At 64.6% G+C, this 22,936-nt stretch carries 22 protein-coding genes and 1 tRNA gene; 11 read left to right on the top strand and 12 right to left on the bottom strand.

The features are described from left to right. Positions 1 to 10 precede the first annotated feature (10 nt). Both LLH00_03595 and LLH00_03590 read left to right on the top strand, forming a co-directional pair. Positions 11 to 328 (top strand): phosphopantetheine-binding protein, encoded by a 318-nt coding sequence (locus LLH00_03595; protein MCE5270347.1) that lies wholly within the window; start codon positions 11 to 13, stop codon positions 326 to 328. A 95-nt stretch (positions 329 to 423) separates the two neighbouring features. Then, positions 424 to 514: transfer RNA gene (locus tag LLH00_03590), tRNA-Ser, on the top strand. A gap of 336 nt (positions 515 to 850) precedes the next feature. Here the strand turns inward: LLH00_03590 and LLH00_03585 are convergent. From LLH00_03585 to LLH00_03570, 4 genes are read right to left on the bottom strand one after another with little or no spacing between them, the layout of a single operon-like run. Continuing rightward, positions 851 to 1,480, bottom strand: a complete 630-nt coding sequence (locus LLH00_03585; GenBank protein MCE5270346.1) for a hypothetical protein — start codon at positions 1,478 to 1,480, stop codon at positions 851 to 853. Positions 1,481 to 1,483: 3 nt separating this feature from the next. Then, on the bottom strand, positions 1,484 to 1,882 hold the full coding sequence (locus LLH00_03580; protein MCE5270345.1) for a Rieske (2Fe-2S) protein: 399 nt from the start codon (positions 1,880 to 1,882) through the stop codon (positions 1,484 to 1,486). Between the two features lie 31 nt (positions 1,883 to 1,913). Then, positions 1,914 to 2,825, bottom strand: coding sequence for a DUF5777 family beta-barrel protein (locus LLH00_03575; protein MCE5270344.1), 912 nt, complete (start codon positions 2,823 to 2,825; stop codon positions 1,914 to 1,916). Next, positions 2,822 to 3,211: a hypothetical protein gene (locus LLH00_03570; protein MCE5270343.1), complete on the bottom strand. Its 390-nt coding sequence runs from the start codon at positions 3,209 to 3,211 to the stop codon at positions 2,822 to 2,824. Before LLH00_03570 ends, LLH00_03575 begins: the two co-directional genes overlap by 4 nt. A gap of 306 nt (positions 3,212 to 3,517) precedes the next feature. Between LLH00_03570 and LLH00_03565 the strand changes: the two genes are divergently transcribed. Beyond that, positions 3,518 to 4,030 (top strand): hypothetical protein, encoded by a 513-nt coding sequence (locus LLH00_03565; protein MCE5270342.1) that lies wholly within the window; start codon positions 3,518 to 3,520, stop codon positions 4,028 to 4,030. 5 nt (positions 4,031 to 4,035) lie between these two features. Here the strand turns inward: LLH00_03565 and LLH00_03560 are convergent, their stop codons facing one another. Next, positions 4,036 to 5,148: a helix-turn-helix transcriptional regulator gene (locus LLH00_03560; protein ID MCE5270341.1), complete on the bottom strand. Its 1,113-nt coding sequence runs from the start codon at positions 5,146 to 5,148 to the stop codon at positions 4,036 to 4,038. Between the two features lie 230 nt (positions 5,149 to 5,378). On the opposite strand from LLH00_03560, the gene LLH00_03555 reads away from it, so the two are divergent. Then, positions 5,379 to 5,648 (top strand): helix-turn-helix domain-containing protein, encoded by a 270-nt coding sequence (locus tag LLH00_03555; GenBank protein ID MCE5270340.1) that lies wholly within the window; start codon positions 5,379 to 5,381, stop codon positions 5,646 to 5,648. 8 nt (positions 5,649 to 5,656) lie between these two features. Here the strand turns inward: LLH00_03555 and LLH00_03550 are convergent, their stop codons facing one another. Then, on the bottom strand, positions 5,657 to 6,238 hold the full coding sequence (locus LLH00_03550; protein MCE5270339.1) for a methylated-DNA--[protein]-cysteine S-methyltransferase: 582 nt from the start codon (positions 6,236 to 6,238) through the stop codon (positions 5,657 to 5,659). A 127-nt stretch (positions 6,239 to 6,365) separates the two neighbouring features. On the opposite strand from LLH00_03550, the gene LLH00_03545 reads away from it, so the two are divergent. Continuing rightward, positions 6,366 to 9,701 (top strand): DUF5107 domain-containing protein, encoded by a 3,336-nt coding sequence (locus tag LLH00_03545; GenBank protein ID MCE5270338.1) that lies wholly within the window; start codon positions 6,366 to 6,368, stop codon positions 9,699 to 9,701. Positions 9,702 to 9,764: 63 nt separating this feature from the next. Beyond that, a complete protein-coding gene (locus tag LLH00_03540; protein MCE5270337.1) occupies positions 9,765 to 10,745 on the top strand; it encodes an acetamidase/formamidase family protein in 981 nt (326 codons plus the stop codon). 10 nt (positions 10,746 to 10,755) lie between these two features. On the opposite strand, the gene LLH00_03535 is transcribed toward LLH00_03540, so the two are convergent. Both LLH00_03535 and LLH00_03530 read right to left on the bottom strand, forming a co-directional pair. Next, positions 10,756 to 12,198 (bottom strand): hypothetical protein, encoded by a 1,443-nt coding sequence (locus LLH00_03535; protein MCE5270336.1) that lies wholly within the window; start codon positions 12,196 to 12,198, stop codon positions 10,756 to 10,758. A gap of 209 nt (positions 12,199 to 12,407) precedes the next feature. Next, complete coding sequence (locus LLH00_03530) at positions 12,408 to 13,766, bottom strand: acetylxylan esterase (GenBank protein ID MCE5270335.1); 1,359 nt, start codon at positions 13,764 to 13,766, stop codon at positions 12,408 to 12,410. 516 nt (positions 13,767 to 14,282) lie between these two features. On the opposite strand from LLH00_03530, the gene LLH00_03525 reads away from it, so the two are divergent. The 5 genes from LLH00_03525 (at position 14,283) to LLH00_03505 (ending at position 18,458) form a co-directional block, all read left to right on the top strand. Then, entirely contained in the window at positions 14,283 to 14,645 is a 363-nt protein-coding gene (locus LLH00_03525) for a metalloregulator ArsR/SmtB family transcription factor (protein ID MCE5270334.1), read from the top strand. 159 nt (positions 14,646 to 14,804) lie between these two features. Next, positions 14,805 to 17,135: a T9SS type A sorting domain-containing protein gene (locus LLH00_03520; protein ID MCE5270333.1), complete on the top strand. Its 2,331-nt coding sequence runs from the start codon at positions 14,805 to 14,807 to the stop codon at positions 17,133 to 17,135. Between the two features lie 147 nt (positions 17,136 to 17,282). After that, the gene (locus tag LLH00_03515) at positions 17,283 to 17,843 is read left to right on the top strand and encodes a TetR/AcrR family transcriptional regulator (protein ID MCE5270332.1); all 561 of its coding nucleotides are present in this window, start codon (positions 17,283 to 17,285) and stop codon (positions 17,841 to 17,843) included. A 49-nt stretch (positions 17,844 to 17,892) separates the two neighbouring features. Next, a complete protein-coding gene (locus LLH00_03510) occupies positions 17,893 to 18,117 on the top strand; it encodes a 4Fe-4S binding protein (GenBank protein MCE5270331.1) in 225 nt (74 codons plus the stop codon). After that, positions 18,114 to 18,458, top strand: a complete 345-nt coding sequence (locus tag LLH00_03505) for a DUF4405 domain-containing protein (protein ID MCE5270330.1) — start codon at positions 18,114 to 18,116, stop codon at positions 18,456 to 18,458. Before LLH00_03510 ends, LLH00_03505 begins: the two co-directional genes overlap by 4 nt. 86 nt (positions 18,459 to 18,544) lie before the next feature. On the opposite strand, the gene LLH00_03500 is transcribed toward LLH00_03505, so the two are convergent. The 4 genes from LLH00_03500 to LLH00_03485 all read right to left on the bottom strand — a co-directional run bounded on the left by LLH00_03500 (position 18,545) and on the right by LLH00_03485 (position 22,909). Then, positions 18,545 to 19,810 carry a cytochrome c3 family protein gene (locus LLH00_03500; GenBank protein ID MCE5270329.1) on the bottom strand — a complete coding sequence of 422 codons (1,266 nt, stop codon included), beginning with the start codon at positions 19,808 to 19,810 and terminating at the stop codon, positions 18,545 to 18,547. Between the two features lie 82 nt (positions 19,811 to 19,892). Beyond that, complete coding sequence (locus LLH00_03495; GenBank protein ID MCE5270328.1) at positions 19,893 to 20,981, bottom strand: cytochrome bc complex cytochrome b subunit; 1,089 nt, start codon at positions 20,979 to 20,981, stop codon at positions 19,893 to 19,895. Positions 20,982 to 20,984: 3 nt separating this feature from the next. Further along, on the bottom strand, positions 20,985 to 21,431 hold the full coding sequence (locus tag LLH00_03490; GenBank protein ID MCE5270327.1) for a Rieske 2Fe-2S domain-containing protein: 447 nt from the start codon (positions 21,429 to 21,431) through the stop codon (positions 20,985 to 20,987). 257 nt (positions 21,432 to 21,688) lie between these two features. Next, complete coding sequence (locus LLH00_03485) at positions 21,689 to 22,909, bottom strand: hypothetical protein (GenBank protein ID MCE5270326.1); 1,221 nt, start codon at positions 22,907 to 22,909, stop codon at positions 21,689 to 21,691. Positions 22,910 to 22,936 lie beyond the last annotated feature (27 nt).

Genomic DNA, 22,936 nt, shown 5'->3' with positions numbered 1-22,936 from the left:
GGGAGAAAAAATGACTCGTGATGAAATGTTCTCAGGCCTTGTCTCCCTGTTGCGGCAGAACCGCTGCCGCCTGGAAACTATCGGCACAGGCACGTCGATCCAGGCGCTCGGCCTGGATTCAGTGCGCCTGACCGCTTGCCTGATGGAGTTGGAGGAGCTTTTCAAGGTCCTGGTCCCGGACCAGGAGTGGGGCAAGTGGAACACACTCGGCGATATCCTCGATTACATCGAGGAGTACCTGGCCCACAGCGTCGGGATCAACCCGATCGACATCGACCTGGTCGGACGGAGGTTGGACGAGGGGGACACGGAGAAGGATTCGCAGTGAGCTGCGGGGCGCGCCGAACGCGCCTTGCCGGCTAAAAAGCTTGACAGTGAATGAGCGTTGAGTTAGTTTAGCCCGAACGACTTACGAGCTTGAACGGAGAGGTGGCCGAGTAGGCTGAAGGCGGCACCCTGCTAAGGTGTTGTAGAGGAAACTCTACCGAGGGTTCGAATCCCTCCCTCTCCGCCAGATATGCGGATGGACCGGATGGTCCATCCGTTTTTTATTGCCATGAACCTTGCGAGTGATACCCCGAGGGTAACGCTGTTCTGTCCCTGGTAACAAAATTAAGGCGCTTTTCCGGGACAACCGTTGAGATAAATCGTCCTAAGCCTTGATTTTCAAGCCTCCAGACTGGAACAAAGAAACTGGCACACCCTTTGCTTTTCTTCCGGGCGTGCGTTCAACGAAGATGATGCCGACAGTCCGGCGAGACTGTTGTCGCACTCCGGTGGGGGGCCGGATGGATTGTCGGCTCGAGGCTCCGTTTGCTGCCAGGCGAAACGGAGCCTTTTTATTTTGTGCTCAGAACGGGAAATAGCTCTCGCCGTAAACCAGCTCTCCGCCCATATGCGCCCCGATCCCCACGCAGACCGCCGCCGCCATAACGAGTAACAGGCGCAGCACCTTCAGACCACGCCCCGCACGAGACCGCTGCAGCAGGCCGAGCACCAGGGCCGCCGTGAGGAGCCCCGCCGAGACGAACATCAGGCTGCGGTGGTCCTCGATCAGTTCCGCGGTGGCGGCATCCACCCCCACCTGCCCGGCGGCGTTGGCCAGGCCGCTGCCCAGCGCGGGCAGGAAACCGGCCAGGGTCAGGCCCAGGAGCCAGAGCGGCGCCCCCCGCGAACGTTTCCAACCCCCCAGGGCGACTGTCAGCTCGTACAGGGCGGTCAGGACCAGCCAGGCGATCGGAAAATGGATCAGGATGGGGTGGAGGTGCCCCAGGCCGCGCAGGGCTGGGCTGCCTGACTCGGCGGGGCCGCTCTGCTGTGGAATGATCTGTTCCACTGAATCGAGACTTTCGACCGCGGAGGTATCCTGCGCCGACACTTTTATGCTGTCTGGAGCTGCGCCCTGGGCCGGGAGCCTATCTGGGAACAGGAACGCGGAGACTGCCAGCAGGGCGAGAAGCACCGGCAAGCGTCCAGGCATGGCTCAATCCTCCAGGCTGATCGTTATCCGTCCATCCGCGAGCGTGGCCTCGTAGCTTGTCAGGTCCGCTTTAGACGGGCCTTTGAGCACCTTGCCGCTCAGCGCGTACTGCGAGCCGTGGCAGGGGCAGACCAGGGTCCGGCTGCCGGAGTCGTACTCCACCGTGCATTTTTTGTGTGTGCAGAGCGGGTCCAGCACCTTGACCGTCTCCTCGCTGTCCCGGATGAAAAGCAGTTCCCGTTCCTTGACCTTCAGATAGGCCGACCCGCCCACGGTTTTCAGCCGCTCCACCAGGTCCAGCGAGATCGAGATTTTCTTGGCCGCGGCCAGCGATCCGGTCAGCCCGGCCACCAGGGCCGGGACAGCCGCCAGAGCTTTGAGGCAGTCACGACGGTTGGTCATGCGAGGAGCTCTCCTTCGGTTTGGCCCGGACTCAAAGATCGAATTCCCGGATGATGGTGAAACCGATTATCGCATCCCCAAGCCGCCGGGGCGTGCCGCAGACCAGCCCATCCGCGCTGAGGTAACGGCCGTTGCCCACCAGCAGGGCGAACGTATGCCGGTTGGTGATGATTTTCACCCCGGCGTTGAACAGCGGGTTGCGGCTGCGGTAGCCGCCCAGGGGCGTAACGCTTTCCAGGTCCAGGGCAACCAAGCGATTAAGACGCAACTCCGCGCTCAACGGGGCCGCAACGGACCAGGATGTGCTCTGGTCGTTTTTCGCCTCGTTCGAGGATTCGCTGTGGTACATTATCCCAGCACCCAGGGTCAGGCGGCCCAGAAAGGTCCGGTCCGCCAGCACCTGGAAAAACCCGCCCGCGGCGTCCTCGATCCCCGGCTGGGCGAACCAGGTCAGGCCCGAGCGAAGGGCCAGGTCCAGGCCGTTTTTTCCCTGATGCAGAGGCGCGAATTTGAGATCAAATTCGTAAACATCGAAAATCTCAGAAACTCCATTTAAACGGTATAGACCGCATTCAAGGTTGTCAAGCAACCCATAGCGCAGGCCCAACCCGATCTTGAGGCCACCGGCGTCCAGACCCAGGAAATCTCGGAACGGATTATTATCCAGGCTCTGGCGTGTGCGGTGGTCGATCACCAGCAGGAGTGAGTTACGGCGCAGTGTCCGGGCGAAAGGCGCCGACAGGGCTCGCTCGACCCGGGCGTAGTTGTCGGAGAAATAATCCCGGCCCGGTTCCAGGCTGGTAACCTCGGTCGCCTCCAGGATCTCCACGCCGGTGCTGTCGGGCCGGACACTCTGTTGCGCTTTAAGGGACAGTGGGGATAGCCCGGCCGAAACCAGCGCCGCCGTCAGGACCGCCCGGCGAAGGCAGTCGGACGTTCTCATTGCGCCTCCTTTTCCGGCATTCCCTCCTCCAGCCACTGCTGGAACAGGGCGCGCTCGGTCTGTGGTATCCCGCCAGTGGGGGGCATGGTGCCGGACTGTATCCGCAGGTTGGCCGCCTGGGCCACACTGACCGCAGCGGAGTAGGAATCGAGATTGACCTGCACCGGCGCGCCGTTGCGCGCATCCCCCTGCTTGTCCACGGCGTGGCAGAGCGTGCAGTGCGCCTCGAAAACCGGCCTGATATCGGCTTCGTAGCTTACCACACCGACCGGGCCTCCTCCGCCGTTGTCCGGGGGCGGAGCGGAGAGCGGATCGACCTTATCCCCGCAGGATACGACACCGAGGACCAACAAGGGCAGGATCAGTCTGAGCCAGACACTACGCATCCGGACCACCTCCGTGCGAATTGTCGGCCGCCGCAGGTCGTTTTCGACGGCGGGATTTAGGGATTGAATATGAGAATGCACGGTATTACGCCGGGCCGGGAAACCTTGGCAATGCCGGTCGCAGTATGCATGAATTCAGGAACATCACAGATCGGAACAGAGCCTGACCCGCGTATACGGGCAGTCTGGGTCGAGTTGGAGGAAGACCGTCAAATGCCCCGGCGCCTATGCTGAACGCCGCCGTCCAGCCTCGGATCACGCGCCTGGGTAATCCATAGAGCCACGTCAACCAAAGGGGGATAAGCCATGTCCAAGGCAGAGACGAAACGGCCCTGGCCCGACATTCTCGACCGTGTGCTCGAGGTGATGCGGCACTTTTACTGCCAGAGCCCCGAGGAGCTTGAGTCCATGCTGGCGCTCGCTCCGGACAGCCTGAGCGGAGCGTTTCGCCGCCGGGAGCCATCCCTGGCGCCGGAGGTGCTGGACTCCCTGGTGCGCAGCGGCGTGCGCGCCGAGTATATCCTGCGCGGAGAAATCCCCATGCTTCAGGAGCATATCGACCGGGGCAGCCTCGACACCCTGTACCGTTTCTCCGCCCGTCTGCTTGTCCTTCTGGCCGAGTCCGAGGCGGCCCTGCACAGTTGCGCTCCGGCCCGGACCCCTACCCGCCGCACCACGGACAACCAGGGGGAGCCGGTCTCGCTGGATGAGCAACTGGCCTCGCTCCTGGCCGAGGCCCTGCGGGACCGCAAGCTGCGCGAGCGCCTGCTGGAGTTCATCCGGAAAGAGGCCTCCAACCGGCACTCCCGTCGAGGTTAGGCCGTTCAGCGGCCGCCCACGTTGCTGCGCAGCCATTCCAGGAGGCGCAGACGGCCGGTGCGCGTGTTGAGGTATTCCGGGATACGGGCCAGCAACTCGGGGTCATCCACCTCAATCTGCGTCCCTCCGACTATCAGCACGTTGTCCTGAAGCTGCAGCCGGGCCGGATCGGCTTTGCCGGCCTGACCGCCGGCCTGGTCCGCCTCGCTGATGTAGTCGCGCAGGATGTGGCCCACGTCATCCACGCGGCCGCCCTCGTAGAAACCCGACACCTCCCGGCAGAACCGTCCCGCCACCTCCGCCGGCACACTGAACGCCCCGCGGCTGCGGCTCCAACGCTCCAGGACCTCGCGGTTGCGCTCGTAGCGCAGACGGTCCAGCTCGGACAGGCTGGGCGCGGGCGGCGGGACGGCCAGGCTGATCCCGTCCGGGACAAACTCGAGGGTATGTTCTGTCCGGCCGCCGCTTCCGAGTGCGGCCTCCAGGTGCTCGTCCAGGATGCGGCTCAGCGCGCCCCGCACCGCGCTCAGGCTGTAGAGCCCTCCGGTGTCAGCGGTTTCGAGCGCCGTTTCCTCGGGCGGGTTATTCCCGGTGACCAGGAACAGATGCTCCACCGGGACGCCGAGTATTCCGGCCAGGCTTTCACGCAGGTCGGGGTCGCGCAATTGGCCGCGGGCCAGGGCCCCGGCCCGGGCCTGCGGAATGCCCAGGCGCGCGGCCAGGTCTTTCTGGCTCAGCCCCTTTTCGCGCATCAGACGGCGCACCTCGGCATCGCTCCAGCGCCCGCGGGCAACGCGGGTCTCGCGCGGTATCTGCTCCAGGCCGGAAAGGGGCCCTTGCGCAGAGGGTTCGCGGCCCCGCCCCAGCAGAAGCCAGTTCAGGTCGACATCCCAGGCCTCGGCCGCGGCCTGGGCCAGCGAGGGCGAGACACTGGAGAATTTCCCCTTGCGCAGCACACCGGGATGCACGCCCAGTATCTGGGCCAGGTGGACATCGTCCAGCTCATACCCACCGGCCAGATAGCGGTCGCGCATGCGGTCCAGGAGCCAGGCGAAACGCTGTTCGATCTCCCCTCCGCGGGAGGGGACAGGTTCTGCAAGTCTCGGGCGTGGTGTCATGGCGTATCCAGTGTGTTAAAATAATTGACAAATCGAACGCCATATTATAAGATAAAATCCAATAAGAAATTTATTAATAAATAATAAGTCTGCTGCATATTCATTACTTGCGCACGAATTGTCAGGAATGTTAAAAAATACGTTCTTGAGCAACTTTAAAGCATTGTGGCGGAAAAGTCAAGTAAACGCATTCGAAGCAGATGGTGTCTCAGAATTTCACAGGAGGAGCCATGGGGTTCGCCAGGGACAACCGGGAGTGGATAACCATCCGTGAGGCAGTGGCGCGCATGCCGGTGCCGGTTTCCAAATCCACCCTCCGCCGCTGGGTCGAGGAAGGCCGTCACGGCATCGTGGCCGGTCGGTTCGGGGCGCGGCTGGTCGTGCGCGCGGACAGCCTGCCGATGGTGGAAAAGGAGCCGGGGCTGGGGACAGAACCCCTCCGGCAGCGCGGTCCGGGAAAACCGCGAGCCGACCGGGACACAGCCGCCCGGGAGGATTGAAGGCAGCCTCAGGCGCCCGGATTCTCGAACAGGGGTGACAGGCTGGGTTGCGTTTCCGCGGGGAGTGCTCCCTCGGCTGCCAGCAGACGGCGCTTGAGCTCCAGACCGCCGCCAAACCCGGTCAGGCTGCGGTCCGCGCCGATGGCGCGGTGGCAGGGGATTACTATTATCAGTGGGTTGGCCCCGCAGGCCGCCCCGGCGGCCCGCGCCCCGCCCGGTGAGCCGGCCAGGGCGGCCAGTTCGCCGTAGCCGCGGGTCTTGCCTGCCGGTATTTCGATCAGAAGATCCCAGACCCGCCGCTGGAACGCGGTGCCGCCGGGGTCCAGCCGGCCCCCGTAGCGCCCGGCCGCGCGCGGGTCGCGGCTGAAACTCTCCAGGTAACGGGCCGCGGGGTCCAGGTCCGCCGTTTCGGGTATTATCTCGACCTCGCCGAAACGGTGCTCCAGGTCTTTGAGCACCCGCAGGCGTGTTTCTTCCTCCTCCGCTCCCTCCGCGATCCGGTGCACCCGGCACAGCCCCTGCCCGGTGGCGGCCAGGATAAAACGCCCCAGCGGATTCTCCAAGCTAAGCAGGCTCACTCTCTGCGCCATTTTCTCTCCCCGCGCATCCGGTCCCAAGAAACTTGAAAAGAAAGTCCCTTGCCCGTAGATTGGTTTTCCCTGATGAATTAATCCCTGTCCTCAGCAGTCCGGCAAACATAACAACACTGGAGATAAGGTGATACGGTCGAGGCGCGTTGTCAACATATTGATCGGGCTGACGATACTGGTGGGAGTTGGTGCGGCTGCGGCCCAGGCGCCACCCGCTGGGGCGGTCAAGGTCTACCGGGGACAGGTGGAGCTGGCGAGCTACGAGTTCTCGGGCCGCGAGCTGGAGCCGACCCTGTTTGCCAACTCCACCCTGGAGGGCGAATACCCTCTGCCGCCTTTCATGCGGCCCTACAAGAGCGAGACTCCCGCGCCGCGCAAGTACGACGCCGTTTTCCTGGAGAACGAGTACCTGCGGCTGACCGTGGTCCCGGATTTCGGCGGGCGGGTCTACTCGCTCTACGACAAGGTGCACGGCCGCGAGGTGTTCTACCGCAACGACGTGCTCAAGTTCTCGGGGGTAAATCCCAAGCATGCCTGGCCGGTGGGGGACATCGAGATCACCGGGCCGCACGACCACCACATGCTCACCGTGGACGGCGAGCCGTACTGGTTCAGCCGGGTGCGGGGCAACCCGGACGGCAGCGCGTCGCTGGTCCTCAGCTCGATGGACCCCTATTTCAGGATGAAGCTGGACTATATCCTCACCCTGAGTCCGGGCCTTGCGGCCCTGCAGCTCACCGTGGGCCTCTACAACTGCCGCGACGACCGTCAGCCCTACATGCTCTGGGTCAACGCCGGGGTGCCGGCCACGCAGAATACGCGCTTCGTCTACCCGATGGGCCGCACCATCGGCCACACCACCAGCGAGGTAGCCGACTGGCCCTACTACAACGGGGTGGACTACTCCTGGTTCAAGAACAACAAGCACATGCTGGGCGTGTTCGGCATCGACATCTACGACAATTTCCTGGGGGCTTACGACTATAACCTGGACTACGGTACGTTCCGCTATGCCGACCGCCGGATCACCCAGGGCATGAAAACCTGGACCTGGGGTAACAGCCGCCGCGCCGAGTCCATCGAGCACGGCTACACGGACAAGGCCGGCCCCTATATCGAGATACAGAGCGGGCGCAACGTATGGGACGGCCATTACGAGTGGCTGGCGCCCCACACCCACGAGGGCTGGACCGAATGCTGGTTCCCGGTGGCCGGGATCGGGGGGCTCACCACCACCACGGCCGACCTGGCGCTGAACCTGACAGTGAGCGCCGACCCGAAAGGCAGGAAATCCTCGGTGCGGCTGGGGCTGTCGCCCAACCGGGTGCTCGCGGGCGCGCGGGTCAGCCTGAGCGTGGCCGGAGCGGGCGGTGAGCGTGTCCTGTTCGAGGGCCCGGCCGACCTGGCCCCGGGTAAGCCGTTCGTCAAGGAGCTGAAAAATCTGGCCGCGGACAGCGCCGCCCTGTGCGGGATGCGCGTGCGGGTGACCGGCGGCGACGGCGCCGTGGTGCTGGACTACCGCCGCCCGGACCGTGACCCCGGCCACTGTGAGTACACGCCATTTACCAGCCAGTTGGAGAAGACACGCAAGACCCCGGATCAGATGAGCGCGGAGGAACTGGTCCTGGAGGCCGAGACCCGGATCGAGGAGATGCACGCCGAGACCGGCGCCGCGCTGTTGCGCGCGGCCCTGGAGCGCGACCCCGGCTACTCGCGGGCGCACCTGGGCCTGGGGCTCTGGCACCTGGACCAGGAGAATCTGGACAGCGCGGTGGTGCACTTGAGCGCGGTGGTGGACCGCGATCCCTACAACCAGGAGGCCTACTACTATCTGTCCCGGGCCCAGCTCGCCGCGGCCGACAGCGCCAAGGCCGAGCGCAACCTCTATTTCATCCCGCCCACGGCCGGGCTGTACGCCCAGCGCGAGTACAGCCTGGGCCAGATCGCTTTCCGCCGGGGCGGGCTGGATGAGGCACGCGCGCACCTGGAACAGGCTGTCGCCGCCAACGGCACACACCTCTACGCCCGCGACCTGCTGGCCCTGACCTGCCGTCTGAGCGGACTGAACGACCAGGCCCGGGAGCAGCTCGACGACGCACTCCGCCTCGACCCCACCGACCGCTGGGCCCTGGCCGAGCGGGCTTTCCTGGGCGGGGAGCAGGCGGACCGCGCCGCCCTGGACTCGCTGCTGGGCGGCCAGAGCCAGGAATCGCTGGAGCTGGCCTCGGTCTACCGCGACCTCTACCGCTGGAGCGAGGCCCTGGCGGTGCTGGAGATCACCGAGCGCGTCAACCACGACCCCTACGGCGCCCCGGCCATATTCTGGTACACTAAGGCCCTCTGCCTGCGCCGTCTGGGGCGGGACTCCGAGGCCGGGGACGCCTGCCGCAAGGGGAGTGAAAGCCGCGGCAATGTAGACCGATTCCCGTTCCGCCGCGAAAGCCGCGAGGCCCTGGCCGAGGCGATCGTGTACAACCCCTCGGACGTGACAGCGCGCTACCTGTTAGGCTGCCTGCAGTATTTCCTGCGCTGTCCGGATGAGGCGATAGCCCAGTGGCAGGCCGCGGTGGAACTGGCCCCGGATGATTTCAGCCTGCGGCGCAGCCTGGGCCTGGCCCTGGCCGAGCAGGGCCGCGGGATGGAGGCCGCCGCCGGGCAGCTCGAGGCCGCGATCCGCCTGAACCCCGAGCATACCCGCACCTTCGCCGACCTGAGCCTGCTCTACTCGCGCGAGGGCGCCTTCGACCGTCAGCTCGCCCTGCTCGAACGGGCGATCCAGCGCTCACCGGAGGATGATTACCTGGTGGAGGGGCTTCTCACCGCGCACCTGGTGGCCGGGCATTACTCGGTCGCCGACAGCCTGATCCAGCACCACGTGTTCGAGCAGCGCCACCGTGACTACAGCCTGCGCGACAAGTACCGTTTCCTGCGCTACGCCGTGGGCGCCCAGGCGTTCCAGCGGGGCGGCTACGCCGCCGCGAAGTCCGAGTTCGAGCGGGCGCTCTACCCGCCCAGCTCGCTGGGGGCGGATGATTTCCAGTACCAGAACGCCCCGCGGGTGCACTATTACCTTGGCCGCACCCTGGCCGCTCTGGGTCAGAGCGCCCAGGCGCAGGAAGAGTACAGGAAGGCTGTTTCCGGCTGGGAATCGCTCAAGGGCGACCGCGACAGCTACAACAGCGAGAATTTTTTCATAATCCCGGCCCTGCGCGAACTGGGGCAGAAAGATGACGCCGACCGTCTGCTCGGCTCGATGCAGACTTTCGCCGCCGGCGAGCTGGACAAGAAGAACCGCTATTTCCAGGCCGAGGCGCACTATCTGGTGGGCCTGGCCCTGAAGAGCGAGGGCCGGGCTTCCCAGGCGCATGAAATGTTCGACAAGGCCATCGCCATCGACCCGACCCTGCTCGGCCCACGCCTGGAGCTGCGCGGCGATGTGATCGACCCGCTGAAAGGCAATTGAAGCGTTCCCGGTGGAAACGGGAACCAACAGCTATGTCTCATTCATGACCGGGGGAGGTATGCAATGGACCGTGCCACATTTTTCGGCTGCTTCGGTTTTGGTGCCGCCGTGCTGCCCTCGCTGGCCCTGACAGCCGGGCAGCAAGCCTCAGGCGGCGTTTTCTCCGGCCTGGGCCAGGCCCGCACCTTTGCCGGCGACAACCTGAGCGGTGTGCGCGTGTTGGGCCAGGACAACAGTTTCACCGTGTTCAAGGCGGGACTCACGCCGGCCTACCGCGTGGCCCTGGGAGAGCTTGTGCTGATCGAGGCCAGCCACGGCATGCCGGGCCTGGTCACCCGGGAGGGGCAGTTTCTCAAGTCCCAGCCCGGGGACAAGACCAATCCGGCCACCGGGCCCGTGTTCATTGAGGGCATCGGACCGGGCGACGCGCTGGCCATGGACATCCTGGACCTCCGGGTGGGCGACTGGGGCTACAGCGGGGGCAAGGTCTACGAAATCCAGGGCGGCTACCTGGTGCTGGAGCCTGGCCTGCACCTTCCGCTCTGGCCCATGCTGGGCGTGGTGGGCGTGGCCCCGGCCGCGGGCGAAATGGACACCGCCACGCCGGGCGACTGCGGCGGCAACATGGACTGCCGTGAGGTGCGCGCCGGGAGCACCCTGGTGCTGAACGCGCAGGTTGAGGGGGCGCTGCTGGGGGTAGGGGACGGGCACGCGGCGCAGGGGGACGGCGAAATCCGCGGCCAGGGCATCGAGACCGACACCCGCACGCTCTGCCGTTTCCGCAAGCTGCCGCAACGGCTTTCCGAGCGGCCGGTGATCCTGCGCCAGGAGATGGTGGCCACCCTGGGGGCGCATGTCGACCTTAACGAGGCGGCCTGGCAGGCCACGGATGACATGGTGGCCCTGTTGCGCCAGGTCACTGGCCGGGAGGAGGAAGTGGCCCGTCAACTGGTCAACGTGCTGGGCGAGCTGAAAATAACCCAGATCGTTGACCCGGCCAAGGGCGCGCGCATGGAGCTGCCGTCCTGGGTCTTCGGGGTCTGAGCCGGAGCGGTCAGCTTTCCTTTTCCAGGGCCCGGGCGGCCAGGATAGCCGCCCCGCGCAGCACCGCGGCCTCGATGGGGGTGAGAGAAGAGCGGTTGAACGCCGCCCGCCGGTGGAACCCCAAGGAGCTGATATCGTAGCCGCCCGAGGTGACTACCCGGTACAGGGGCCGTCCCACCACAGCCGCCACCTCCTGCGAGGCGTCGTGCAGCCATTTTCTGTAAGAGGCCAACACCGCGCAGAGCATGTCCTCGCGCGTGGTGTCCGCGGTCAGGCCGGTGAACGAGGCCCGCAGCGGCGACAGATCATGCCGGGAGCCGAACAGGAACGGGGCGAACTCCACCACCTCGCCCGGCTCCTCAGCCACCATCTGGTCCTCCACCATGCGCTCCACCTCCACATCCAGCCGCAGCACCCAGTCCCAGAACCGTCCCGGCGACATGTCCCGGCAGAACCGGTCGTAGAACCAGATCAGGGTCTGCCCCCCGATAGGGCTGATCTTGGCCACGGCCCAGCGTCCCGCCGCCATGTGCGGCCGCAGCAGAAAACCGCCTCCCGGCGTGGGAAACCCCTGGCAACTGGCGGCCACGATCTCGGTGGTGCCGCTCATGTTGAGCGCCGAGTCGGGAAGCAGTTCCTCGGCCGCGGTCAGGGCCGTGGGGACATCCGCCCCGCCGGTCACGACCGGGATACCCTCGCACAGGCCGGTCACGGACGCGGCCTCGACCGTGAGCCGCCCGGCGAAAGAGTCGGAGGGACGGACCTCGGGCAACTGCTCGCGACTGATGCCGAATTGCTCCAGCCAGCTTTCATCCAGCCAGCCGCCGGCGTTCGGCACATCGTACAGGCCGGTGTAGGAGGCCTGGGTCGGGTCGGTCACCAGGTTGCCGGTCAGGCTGTAGAGGATCAGGGCGTGAAGATGCACCCAGTGGGCGGCCTCGGCCGCCACGCGGGGACGGTTGGCGGCCAGCCACTGCAGGGCGGTCAGCGAGATGCCACCCGGGGCGGGGAGGTTGCCCGCGGTGGCCAGCCAGCGCTCCCGGCCGATTTTCTCGGTCAGCTCCTTGGCCTGCACCTGGCTGCCCCGGAAAAGGTGGGTCAGGGCCGGGTACAGCGGCCGCATGTGGCTGTCCAGGGCCACCAGGGCCGGGCAGCAGGCGGTCACGCACAGGCATTCGATCCGCACGCCCTCGCCGGCAAGCTCCTCCACGATCCGCTTGATAAGATCCTGCACCCTTGACAGGTAAGAATCGACATCCAGGGTGCTGCGGTCGAAATTGGTGACAATGCCCTCCTGCTCCTCCTCCGGGGTCCGCGACTTGTCGACCCACAGGCGCAGGGGCGCCTTGATCGGCGCGGCCGCACCGGACTCGGCCAGTTGGCTTTTGTCCGGGATCTCGAAAAGACCGGCCTTTATCCGGGTGGTTCCGCAATCCAGAGTCAATATGTCCATAATCCGCTTCCGAAAAGTGTCAGGCCGGGGTTGCCGGGTCGCTGTCCGGCTGGGCCGACTCGTCCGAACGATCCATGAGTGAAGCCGGGTTACCGAAATATACTGTCCGGCCGGGAAAAGCGAAATGTAATCCCAGGGCGGACATCTGCTTCATTATACGAATTTGATCCGTTCACGCACTAAAGTTCAGCCTCAGGCAACCCTCCTTGCTACTTCTTTACCTGTTCTGCGGCGAAAAGGTGGCGGACCAGCCAGTCATGCTCGAACTGCGCGTGGCTGGAGTGCACTTCCAGGTGGTCCAGGTAGGGGTAGAGGCGGATTGTCTTGTCCTTGGAGCCCAGGCGCAGGAACATCCCGTAGATCGAGGGCGCCGGACAGGTGCGGTCGAAAAGGCCGGCCGAGACCAGCACCGGCGCGGTTATCCGCCCCGCCACGTTCAGGACGTCCACGTAGGCCAGGGTGCGCATCACCGCCTCCCTGCGCTCGGGGTGCTGACGGATGTACTCGACCACCTCGCGGTAGGGCGCACCGGTCATGCTCATGGAGAGCGGGAAATTTGTCAGGAACGGCACCCCGGCCGAGACCAGGCGCACACGGCTGTCCAGCCCGGCGGTGAGCAGCGACAGCCCGCCGCCCTGGCTGCCCCCGAACACCCCCAGGCGGCGCGGGTCCACTTCCGGGCGTGCGGCCAGTAGGTCCAGCCCGCGCAGGCAGTGGCAGATTATCTCGCGGTAGACATAGGTCTCCGGCGAGTCGATCCCAATGGTCATGTAGCGGCTGTTGTCGGGCGGGTACTCTTTCCGGTCCACCCCGTAGCCGCGCACCTGAAGCGCCAGGCTGGCCCAGCCCAGCTCGGCCAGGTCGGGCCGGGGCTGGATGCGTCCGCTGCTGTAGCCGGGCAGGACCAGAAAGGCCGGGAACGGCCCTTTCCCCTGCACGGGCAGGGTGAGCCAGCCGTGCACGGTCACCCCGTGCAGGCTGCGGTAGCTGACCCGGAAGACCTGTGCAGTGGCGGTGCAGAGCGAGTCCTCTTTCTCTACTTTCGCCTCCAGCGGAGCGGCGCGCAGGCTATCCCGGGTGGCCCGCCAGAAAGAGTCGAAATCGGCCGGAGGGTAGGGCGGCGTGTCGATGGAGTCCACATCCAGGCCGAAAGTGAACTCGGTGCCGCCCAGCTCGCGCCCGTGGTCGAAAGCCAGCACCCGCACGTCGTAGAACCCAGGGCAGCCGCTGAGGCTGTCGGCCGTAAAGCTCAGCTCACGGCTTGCGCCGGCCGGGATATCCAGCAGCAGCGAGAAATCCTGCTTTCCATGCCCCTGGAAATCGGTGATCCCGGCATACAGCAAAGCTCCCACCAGGGGGCGGTCCAACTCGTTCCTGACACTGAGATGCAGGGGCACACCCGCCGCGCCGGATTTGAGCAAATGCATAGAATCCGGCATAACCGGGGTGACAGTCACTCCCGGCGGGCCCTCGTAGGCCACTGTGCCGCGGTCCCAGGCAGTGGCGGGACGTGGTGAGACAGAGGCTGAAACCAGCAGGGCGCAGAGGAAATTTATAAGGGTTTTCATTGTTTGCCGGGTCGAGTGAGGGTGCGTATCCCGCGGACTGCGGAAGAGGATAATTTCCTGTATAGTAACCCATGCAACCGGTGGGGTCAATAAGGTTGTGTCCCATTTTTAAACGCCCGGGCTGGCTTTTTCCACGCTCCGGGGCGAGGTGGGGCACAGTCGGTTAAACACAGGAAAAATACCAAAATATGGTAAAAATTTTGAGTATCCTTTCGCTTGAACTGACGTTCAAAAACCTGTACATTGAAACAGTCTCCTCAAAATAAAGGCTACAACTTGCCCTGTGCAGATGCGGCTTTTTCCGATAGATCGAGCCAAGCCCGGTTGCCGTAAATCCAGTCTACTAATGCGAAAAGATTCTCGATGGGAGCGTTGTGCCAGGGGGCCGAACTGACCAAACGACCGGCGCGGCGTTCCTGAAAGCACTCCGGGCGCTGTTGCTTGCCTTGTCCTTGAATCATGTATCCACGCAATATGGCAGAGTCGGTCCCCACGCAACCGCAGAGTGGAACGAACATGAAAAACAAAGCGTTGTGCGCCGATGACATCTTTGCTCTCCAGTCCGAATTCTGCTCGATTTTCCAGAATGCCAAGCGGCTGAAAATCCTCTGGTGTCTGAGCGGGGGCGAGATGACAGTCACCCGGATCGCCGAGGAGGCCGGAATCTCTCTGTCCAACGCCTCCCAGCACCTGCGGATCATGAAAGACCGGCGGATTGTCACCTCGCGCAAGGACGGCCAGCGGATTTTCTACCGCATCACCAACGAGAAATTCATCCAGGGACCGATCCTGGTGCGCCAGGGCGTGACCGAGGAGTACGGATTGGACCCCGAGGAAGTCAGGCTCGCTCTTTCCCGGACAACCGAGCTCAAGGCCTGAAACCTGGATTCACCCGAAAGGAGGGCCATGCGCCATAACTCTGTCCAATACTGACAGTTCCGGCCCCGCCAGGACTGTCGAGCGCACGTCGCCGGGGCGCGCCTGCCTCTGCGGCTCCCCGGACCGTGCGTCAACCGCCAACCCACCCGGAGCACTGTTATGCGGAAAATCGCAGGACACATTCTCAAAGCGGGTGCTCTGTCACTGCTCATCGCATACCCGCTGTTCGCGGATGCCGTGATCGACCTGGTGGGCTATTCGCCCCAGCAGGTCACGGAGATGCATCTGACGACACAGCGCTCGACGCCCCTGGCTGTAGCCGGGGTCGGCCAGCCGGTCTTCCTGAATAGCGTGAACACGGGCGCCACCTATGCCTGGTCGATCACGACCAAACCGGGCGGCTCACAGTCTGCGTTGAGCGGGACCTCCACCCGCGAGGTCCATTTCATGCCGGATATGGTCGGCGCCTATGTCGTCAGCCTGACCGTGACCGATACTATCACCACCACGGCCGAGCTTACGGTCAACGCGGCGAACTATGTGGGTATCGGCAATATCGGCGGCGCCTCGCCCTCGTTCTCCAAGGGCCAGTGCGCGGGCTGCCATGCCGATGTCGCTGCCTCGTGGGGCATGACCAATCACGCCACCACGCTGCAGCGGGGAATCAGCGGCACCCTGAGCAGCCATTTCGGCCAGAACTGTGTCCAGTGCCATTCCACCGGCTACGACACCCTGGCGGTCAACGGCGGCTTCGATGACCTGGCCAAGACCGCGGGCTGGACTTTCCCCGCGGTCATGAGCGCCGGGCAGTGGGACACACTGGTCACCCAGCACCCCGACCTGGCCCAGTTGGCCAACGTGCAGTGCGAAAGCTGCCACGGCCCGGGCAGCCAGCACAAGGGCAACAAGTCGGCTATCGCGGTGAGCTACGATGCCGGGGTCTGCGCCTACTGCCATGACAACAAGCCGTACTACGTCATTCCGACCCAGTGGCGGCATTCGTTGCACGGCTCTGCTTTCACGCCCTCCGAGGCGTTCAACCGCGCCGGCAACACCTGCGTGCCCTGCCATACGGCCGAGGGATTTTTCGAGGTCAATTTCAAGGACGCACACACCGCGGCCGCGCCCTACAAGAACGCCAACGGACAGACCTGCCAGGTCTGCCACGACCCGCACGAAAAGGGCGCCGAGCACCAGCTCCGCCTGGCCGAGGACTACCTGTCCCGCGATTCGCTGGGTGTGGCCAAGTACAAGTCCGACGGCACCGCGGCGCACGCCTGCGATGTCTGCCACCATCTGCGTCCCGGCAACGAACTGGTCGGGGCCAGGCTGCACGAGTCGCACCAGAGCGACATGCTCAACGGCACTGTGGGCTACCGCTATGCGGGCAAGAAATATCCCGAGGGCCTGCACGGCCGCTATGTCACGAACCGCTGTGTCGGCTGCCACATGGCCGCGGCCAGCTCGGACAAGAGCGACTACGTGGGCGGGCACACCTTTGCCGTGAAAGCCGAGATCACCGACTCGACCGGTGCGATGCATGAATACTACAACACCCAGGCCTGCACGGGCTGCCACGCCGACATGGGTGAGAATTTCGACTATCACGGCATCCAGACCCGCGTGACCCAGCTCCTGGACCAGATCAAAGCCAAACTGCCCCTGTCCAACTCGGGCAGTCCGCTCTACAGCACCGCCGACTACAACGCCGGCAAGCTGACCGAGAAGCAGTACCGGGCGGCCTACAACTGGTATGTCGTGAACAACGACGGCAGCCGGGGCATCCACAACCCGTCGCTGGCGGTCTCACTGCTGGAGGACGCGCTCGAGGACCTGGGCGGACCTGAGACCAAGACCTGCGATTTCACCGGTGACGGCAAGAACAACATCAGCGACGTGATCTTCTTCCTGCTGCTGCGCCGCGCCGATCCCGAGGACGCCCGTCTGGACTACAACAATGACGGGACCAAGGACATCAGCGACGCGGTGGCCCTGCTGGCCCAGATACGGGCCGGCACCTGCCCGAACAAGAGCACCCTGCTGGCAGCGGCCGGCGAAAGCGGCGTGGAGCCGATGGAGGGTCTGAGCGCCGAGGAAATCCGCTACATCGAGCAGATGGCCGGGCAGTTCAACCTGACCGACGAGGAGAAGGCCGACCTGGCCCTGGCCCTGTACGGCAAGGGCGCCAGAGCCAGCCTGCCCAAGGCTTTCGCTTTGGCGCAGAACACGCCCAATCCGTTCAACCCCTCCACCACGATCAGCTACAGTGTGCCCGAGGGGCAGAACGGCGTGCAGGTGCGTCTGGATGTCTACGACCTGCGCGGCCAGCGCGTGCGCAGCCTGGTTAACGAGCCAAAGGACGCGGGCACGTACACCGTGTTCTGGAACGGCACGGATGAGCGAGGCGGCCGGGTCGCCAGCGGAGTGTATTTCTACCGCTTGCAGGCCGGCAGCTTCGTGCAGACCCGCAAGATGGTAATGCTGAAGTAGTGATTTTATCAGCAGGTTATGGCAGTACGCGGTTACGGCCGCCCAGGTCATCTTGGGCGGCCGTTTTGTTTTGAGGGTATTCTCTTGACAGCTTTGCGGGAGGGATTTATACTTTATTAGTCAACTGACTAACAAAGGAGAGTCCGGATGGAAGAGACCCGAAACCGGCTGATTGAGGGAGCGCGGCGCTGGCTGATCGAGAACGGGCACCAGGAATTCTCGGTGCGCAAGGCGGCCCGCTGCGCCGGGATCAACCACGGCATGGTGCACCACCTGTTCGGCTCCAAAGAGAAATTGGTGCTGGCGGTGCTGGAACATGAACTGGGCAAGCATGTCGACAGCATGGACGACCGGACTGGTGAAGTTGGCAATATCCTGAATACGGAAGAGGCGGAAAAGCGGAAGAAGATGCTCGCCGAGCACCTTATGAAGGATGACGACCATGTCGCGCTGTTACGCGAGATGCTCAGCCTGGCCGAGGAGATGCCGGCCGTGAAGACAATGCTGGCGGGGCATCTGCGCCTGCGGCGGGAGCAGATCGCCTCCCGACTCGGTTCCCGCGACCCGGGTGCGGCCGCCCTTTTTATGGCCGCGATCATGGGCTTGCACTTCCTGCGGGCCATCGACCCGGAGCTGCCGGTCGAGGCCGCGGTGGAAAGTCTCTGGCAGTTGGGTAAAAAGCTGGCTAACGGGGCCACGGAGAAATGAGGGCGTTATGTTCTTCAACATAGTACTCCGAGGGAACGAGATAATGCGGATGAGAAGTCTTCACACGGAGCATGTCGCCCTGAACCGGACGGCCTGCGAGGCTTGCGGCCGGTGCGTGGAGGCCTGCTCGCGGGGAGTGCTGAAAGTGATTTCCATGCTCGGCCTTCACAAGCACGCGCTGGTCAAGAGTGCCGAGCTGTGCACCGGTTGCCTGAAATGCGTCCGGGCCTGCCCGCAGGGGGCGTTGTACTCTATACAGGGGAGTGGAAAATGAACGCTGCACAGAGAAGTCTCGACAAGCGGGCTTTCAGCGCCCAGATGGCTGGGCTTTCCGCGCTGAGCCTGCCCTTTTCCGGCCTGGCCCTGCACCTGTTGCAGGATGCCCCTCTGACCGGGGCCCGTCACGCCTGGATGGCTGTGCACACTGCACTGGGGTTCGTGTTCGTGGCGTTCGGCGCATGGCATGTCTGGCTCAACCGACGCCCCCTGGCCGCCGGTTTCAGGCGGGTGCTCGGCGGGCGGCTCCGGGTGACGCGCGAGGCGCGGCTGGCCCTTCTGATCCTGGCGGCCCTGGTGCTGTTATCCGCCGGGCATGCCCAACTGCCGGTGCATTGAGCCGCAGTCGCACGTAAAATACAAAGAGCCAGCCGTTGCGGCGACTGGCTCTTTGTTTTAATCTGTTCCGGCAGAATCAGGATAGATTACTTCCGCTCCACCTGCCTCAGCAGCATGATCACGCCCGCTATCACCGAAAGCAGCACCAGGGTCGCCCCGCCCAGCCACCAGCGGCGCTTGCCGTGCTCGGCCAGGCTCTGTCCGGCCAGGGTGTCCACCTTGGCGGCCAGGGCCAGCCCCGGGGCGGCGCTCTTGCGCACCTCGTCCGTGTCGAACGAGTGGATGCTGGTGCGGCTCTCGATCAGGCTCTGACGGATGTCGCGCAGGTCGAACTGCAGCTCCGAGACCTCCATCCCGTACTTGGCCGCCTTGTCCACCAGCGAGGTGGTCGAGTCGAGCTGGTGCGACAGCCCGTCCAGCACGCCTTTCATCTCCAGGCCCAGAGCGAATCCAGGGTCGTCCTGGCCGTCCCTGTGGCACTTGCCGCAGGTGGCGCGGTCTCCGGCTCCCAGCATGTCGTCCACCGGATGACGGATGCCGTGGTTGGCGTGACAGGTCACGCAGCCCGACACCCCGATGCTCTCGAAGATCGAGCTGTGGAAACTGGCCTCGTACAGCTTGTCGTTGCGCACGTGGCACAGTCCGCAGACCTGGGCGATATTCTGCACCTCGGGCGGGTAGGCCCCGTGGTTGCCGTGGCAGTCGTTGCAGGCCGGGGCGCCGGTGTCCTCGCGGCCCAGAAGGGCCTCGCCGTGCACGCTGTTGCGGAACAGCGCGTACTGGTTGGTCGGGATGCCGTAATCGGCCATGTATTTCTCATCCGCGTGGCAGGCGGCGCAGGTGCCGGGGACGTTGGTCGGGTAGACCTTGCTGGCGGGGTTTCCCACCTGTCGGATGTCGTGCACACTATGGCAGCTCACGCACTGGGCCGGCTTGGGGTCGCCTTTGCCCAACAAAAGTTCCCCGTGACGGCTGGTGCGGTATTTTTCGAGCTGGTCTACCGGCAATTTGGGGTTGTGCGCGCGCATATAGACCGGGTCGCCGTGGCAGTGGCCGCATAGACCGGGGATCTGCTGGGGCGTGGGCTTGCCGCGGAAATTCTGCTTCGGGTCCTTGCGGTCGTGACGGTTGGGATTGGTGGGGTCGCCGCCGTGGCAGTCGGAGCAGAGCACCCCGTTGTCGGCGTGGATATCATCGTGATAACGCTGGGCCGGCAAGGCGTAGTTCTTCATCAGCCGGCTGTGGCAGCGGATGCAGTTGTTGTCGGTGGCGGTCGGTTTCCCGTCCCCGGACTGCTGCCCTGCGGCCAGGGCCGGCAGGGCGAGCAGCGCCAGCAGGATCGTGAATCTCATCGGTTTCCTCTCAGCCGTTGAGGGCTGGCCGCGGGGTTTGTCACACTCCCCTGCGCGGCCGGTTGTCCGTTCCGGGCGCTCCTCAGGAGAGCAGGTAGCCCAGCACTGTCATCACGAGGATGTAGACCACCACGAACACGCCGAGCCAGGTCACCAGCCGCGCCGTGCCGCCCCGCCCGCCGCTGCGGTCCCAGAACGGCAGGAAGAACCAGACCACGCCGGCCAGGTTGAACAGCATCAGGCCCAGGAACTCGCCCTCCAGCGGGCCCACATGCGCCGGCAGGAACTTGAGGCTCTGGAACATGAACATGAAATACCACTCGGGACGGATGCCGGCCGGGGCCGAGGCGAACGGGTCGGCCTTGATCCCCAGCTCCCAGGGGAAAAACACGGCCAGGGCGTTGATCACGGCCAGGGCGCACATCCAGAAAATGAACTCGCGCAGCACGAAATTGGGGAAGAACGGCATGACCGGCTTGCGCTCCGGCGGCAGGTCCTCCCAGTCGACCGGCTGGCTCATCCCCTGGCGCTGCAGAAGGAAGAGGTGGAAACTGAGCACCAGAGTGAAAATGCCCGGCAGCACGGCCACGTGCAGACCGAAAAAGCGCGACAGCGTGGCCCCGGTCACATCCTGGCCGCCGCGCACCACCTTGAGCACGTAGTCCCCGATCAGCGGTACGCTGCCGGTCATGTCCGTGCCGACCTTGGTGGCGAAAAAGGCGAGCTGGTTCCAGGGCAGAAGGTAGCCGCTGAAACCGAAAGTGAGCACCAGCACCAGCAGGAGCATCCCGCTCATCCAGGTCAGCTCGCGGGGCTTGCGGTAGCTCTTGAGGAAAAACACGCTGAACATGTGGATCATCACGCACAGGACCATCAGGTTGGCCGACCAGGAATGGATGTCCCGCACCAGCCAGCCGAAATTCACCTTGCTCACGATGAACTGGAGGCTTTCGTAGCTGCTGGCCGTGCCGGGGCGGTAGTACATCAGCAGGAGTATGCCGGTGGTCACCTGGACCAGGAACAGAAAGAGAGAGACTCCGCCGAAATAGTACCAGATCGAGGAGCTGCTTTGCGGCACCTCCTTGTGGCGGAGGAAAGCGAAGATGTCCTCCAGGCCCATGCGCTCGTCGAGCCAACGGTAGGCTTTTTCTGGAACGCTCCTGAGCGGCATGGTTCAGGCCTCCCGTGAGATGAAAATCTCGTCGTTCTGGATGTTCACCTTGAGCGGAGTGAGCGGACGGGGCGGAGGCCCCGAGATGTTTATCCCGTTGAGGTCGTACTTACCGTTGTGGCAGGCGCACCAGATCACCCGGTCGGCGGGCATGTACTGCACGGTGCACCCCAGATGCGTGCAGACCGCCAGGAAAGCTTTCACCTCGTTGTCCTGCCTGCGGATCACGATGGCCGGCTGGTTCCCGAACTTCACGATCTTGCCGCTGTTGAGCGCCAGATCGTTGACCTTGCCCGCGCTCACTGTCTCGTTGCCGCTCTCCGCGCCTGTGTCCGGAGGGGTGAGGTACTTGAGCACCGGATAGGTCACTGCGGACAGGAATGTCAGCGAGCCGGCCCCGAGTACGAAGTTGAGGAACCTGCGCCTGCCCTTGTCGCCCGATTCAGGCATGGAAATGCGCTCCTTTGCTGACCCCGTCCCGCACTGCGCCGTCTGGGGCGGGCTGGATTCCGGAGTGGCTGGGAATGTTTTCGCTGGGTTCTGTGGCGTGAGCCGAGCCGTATTCCGGCTGCAAGAGCCGCCGGACAACCTTAAGCTATTTCTTTGAGTCCGCTTTGTCAATCCGGGATTCCACCTCCGGACCGAAAAAACGGGCCGGGAGCGCCGCACGTGCTCGTGGGTGCTCCCGGCCGGAGGTGTAATCTATCTCAGCGATGGCACTGCGTGCAGGCCACTCCGCTGATTCCGCCGCTCAGGTCCTGGCCGTGGCAGGGCAGGCAGCTGTTGATACCGCTCTGTGTGACCACCGTGCCGTGGAAATCCTGGCCGGCGGTCTTGTCCAGCCAACGGGCCGGGTGCCCGCTGGGCCCGTCATGGCAGGTATAGCAGCTCACCTTGGCGTACCCGCCCTTGAAATCCGCGCCGTGGCAGCCGGCGCAATACTGTGTCCCGGTCTGCGACACCCGCACGCCGTGGAAACGCGGGCTGGCGCTGTTGAGCCAGTCGGCCTCGGCCGGATGTCCACTCGGGCCGGCGCCGTGGCAGGTGTAGCAGGAGGCGCCGGAGCTGCCGCCCTTGAAATCGCTGCCGTGGCAGGTGGCGCAGTCGGGCAGCCCGCGTGTGCTGGCGGCCAGGCCGTGGAAACTGGCGTTGGTCTTATCCAGCCAGCCGACCGAGGGATGCCCGCTCGGGCCGTTGTGGCACTGGAAGCAGCTCACTCCGCTTTCGCCGCCCTTGTAGTCGGCGCCGTGGCAGCCGGCGCAGTAGCCCAGGCCGGTCACGCTCATCCGCTTGGCGTGGAACTTGTCCGAGCCCTGATCGAGCCAGCCCGTGGCCGGGTGGCCGCTCGGGTTCTGGTGGCAGCTCTTGCACGAGGCGCCGCTGGTGCCGCCGGAGAGATCGGTCCCGTGGCACTGCGCGCAGTCATGCAGCCCGCGGATGCTGGCAACCAGGCCGTGGAAATTCGCGTTGGTCTTGCTCAGCCAGCCCGAGGCCGGGTGGCCGCTCGGGCCGTTGTGGCACAGGTAGCAGGAGGAGCCGTTGTTTTCCTTGCCCCGGTAATCTTCGCCGTGGCAGACCGTGCAGCCTGCGGCGCCGTCGGCTGCCACCGCCAGGCCGTGGAAATGGGTGCTTGTGCTGTCCATCCAGCCGCCGGGGTGGCCGCTCGGGCCGCCGGCGTGGCACTTGTAGCAGCTCACCTGGCTGGTGCCGCCCTTGTAATCCGCGCCGTGGCAGTCCTGGCAGGAGATCAGGTTCACGTTTTCGATCTTGGCCCCGTGGAACTGGCTCGATGCCGGGTCCATCCAGCCCTCGACATGGGTGTCGGGAGTCTCGAGCTCCTTGCGGTCGGCACAGCCTGCGGCCAACAGTCCGGCCGCGGCCAGGAGCGTCACACTCCGCAGAACGAGGCCCAAAGTCGTTGTTCTCATCGAAAGCACCACTCCCAGGGGGTTGTT

It is taken from the genome of bacterium, from assembly GCA_021372515.1.
Classification (GTDB): domain Bacteria; phylum Gemmatimonadota; class Glassbacteria; order GWA2-58-10; family GWA2-58-10; genus JAJFUG01.
The sequence above is the reverse complement of the archived record's forward strand: the minus strand, read 5'-3'. Positions and strand labels throughout refer to the sequence as shown.

Excerpts from the sequence above, each read along its gene's own strand:
- LLH00_03595 (MCE5270347.1), top strand. The coding sequence starts at position 11 with ATGACTCGTGATGAAATGTTCTCAGGCCTTGTCTCCCTGTTGCGGCAG.
- LLH00_03585 (MCE5270346.1), bottom strand. The coding sequence starts at position 1,480 with ATGCCTGGACGCTTGCCGGTGCTTCTCGCCCTGCTGGCAGTCTCCGCG.
- LLH00_03580 (MCE5270345.1), bottom strand. The coding sequence starts at position 1,882 with ATGACCAACCGTCGTGACTGCCTCAAAGCTCTGGCGGCTGTCCCGGCC.
- LLH00_03575 (MCE5270344.1), bottom strand. The coding sequence starts at position 2,825 with ATGAGAACGTCCGACTGCCTTCGCCGGGCGGTCCTGACGGCGGCGCTG.
- LLH00_03570 (MCE5270343.1), bottom strand. The coding sequence starts at position 3,211 with ATGCGTAGTGTCTGGCTCAGACTGATCCTGCCCTTGTTGGTCCTCGGT.
- LLH00_03565 (MCE5270342.1), top strand. The coding sequence starts at position 3,518 with ATGTCCAAGGCAGAGACGAAACGGCCCTGGCCCGACATTCTCGACCGT.
- LLH00_03560 (MCE5270341.1), bottom strand. The coding sequence starts at position 5,148 with ATGACACCACGCCCGAGACTTGCAGAACCTGTCCCCTCCCGCGGAGGG.
- LLH00_03555 (MCE5270340.1), top strand. The coding sequence starts at position 5,379 with ATGGGGTTCGCCAGGGACAACCGGGAGTGGATAACCATCCGTGAGGCA.
- LLH00_03550 (MCE5270339.1), bottom strand. The coding sequence starts at position 6,238 with ATGGCGCAGAGAGTGAGCCTGCTTAGCTTGGAGAATCCGCTGGGGCGT.
- LLH00_03540 (MCE5270337.1), top strand. The coding sequence starts at position 9,765 with ATGGACCGTGCCACATTTTTCGGCTGCTTCGGTTTTGGTGCCGCCGTG.
- LLH00_03535 (MCE5270336.1), bottom strand. The coding sequence starts at position 12,198 with ATGGACATATTGACTCTGGATTGCGGAACCACCCGGATAAAGGCCGGT.
- LLH00_03530 (MCE5270335.1), bottom strand. The coding sequence starts at position 13,766 with ATGAAAACCCTTATAAATTTCCTCTGCGCCCTGCTGGTTTCAGCCTCT.
- LLH00_03525 (MCE5270334.1), top strand. The coding sequence starts at position 14,283 with ATGAAAAACAAAGCGTTGTGCGCCGATGACATCTTTGCTCTCCAGTCC.
- LLH00_03520 (MCE5270333.1), top strand. The coding sequence starts at position 14,805 with ATGCGGAAAATCGCAGGACACATTCTCAAAGCGGGTGCTCTGTCACTG.
- LLH00_03515 (MCE5270332.1), top strand. The coding sequence starts at position 17,283 with ATGGAAGAGACCCGAAACCGGCTGATTGAGGGAGCGCGGCGCTGGCTG.
- LLH00_03510 (MCE5270331.1), top strand. The coding sequence starts at position 17,893 with ATGAGAAGTCTTCACACGGAGCATGTCGCCCTGAACCGGACGGCCTGC.
- LLH00_03505 (MCE5270330.1), top strand. The coding sequence starts at position 18,114 with ATGAACGCTGCACAGAGAAGTCTCGACAAGCGGGCTTTCAGCGCCCAG.
- LLH00_03500 (MCE5270329.1), bottom strand. The coding sequence starts at position 19,810 with ATGAGATTCACGATCCTGCTGGCGCTGCTCGCCCTGCCGGCCCTGGCC.
- LLH00_03495 (MCE5270328.1), bottom strand. The coding sequence starts at position 20,981 with ATGCCGCTCAGGAGCGTTCCAGAAAAAGCCTACCGTTGGCTCGACGAG.
- LLH00_03490 (MCE5270327.1), bottom strand. The coding sequence starts at position 21,431 with ATGCCTGAATCGGGCGACAAGGGCAGGCGCAGGTTCCTCAACTTCGTA.
- LLH00_03485 (MCE5270326.1), bottom strand. The coding sequence starts at position 22,909 with ATGAGAACAACGACTTTGGGCCTCGTTCTGCGGAGTGTGACGCTCCTG.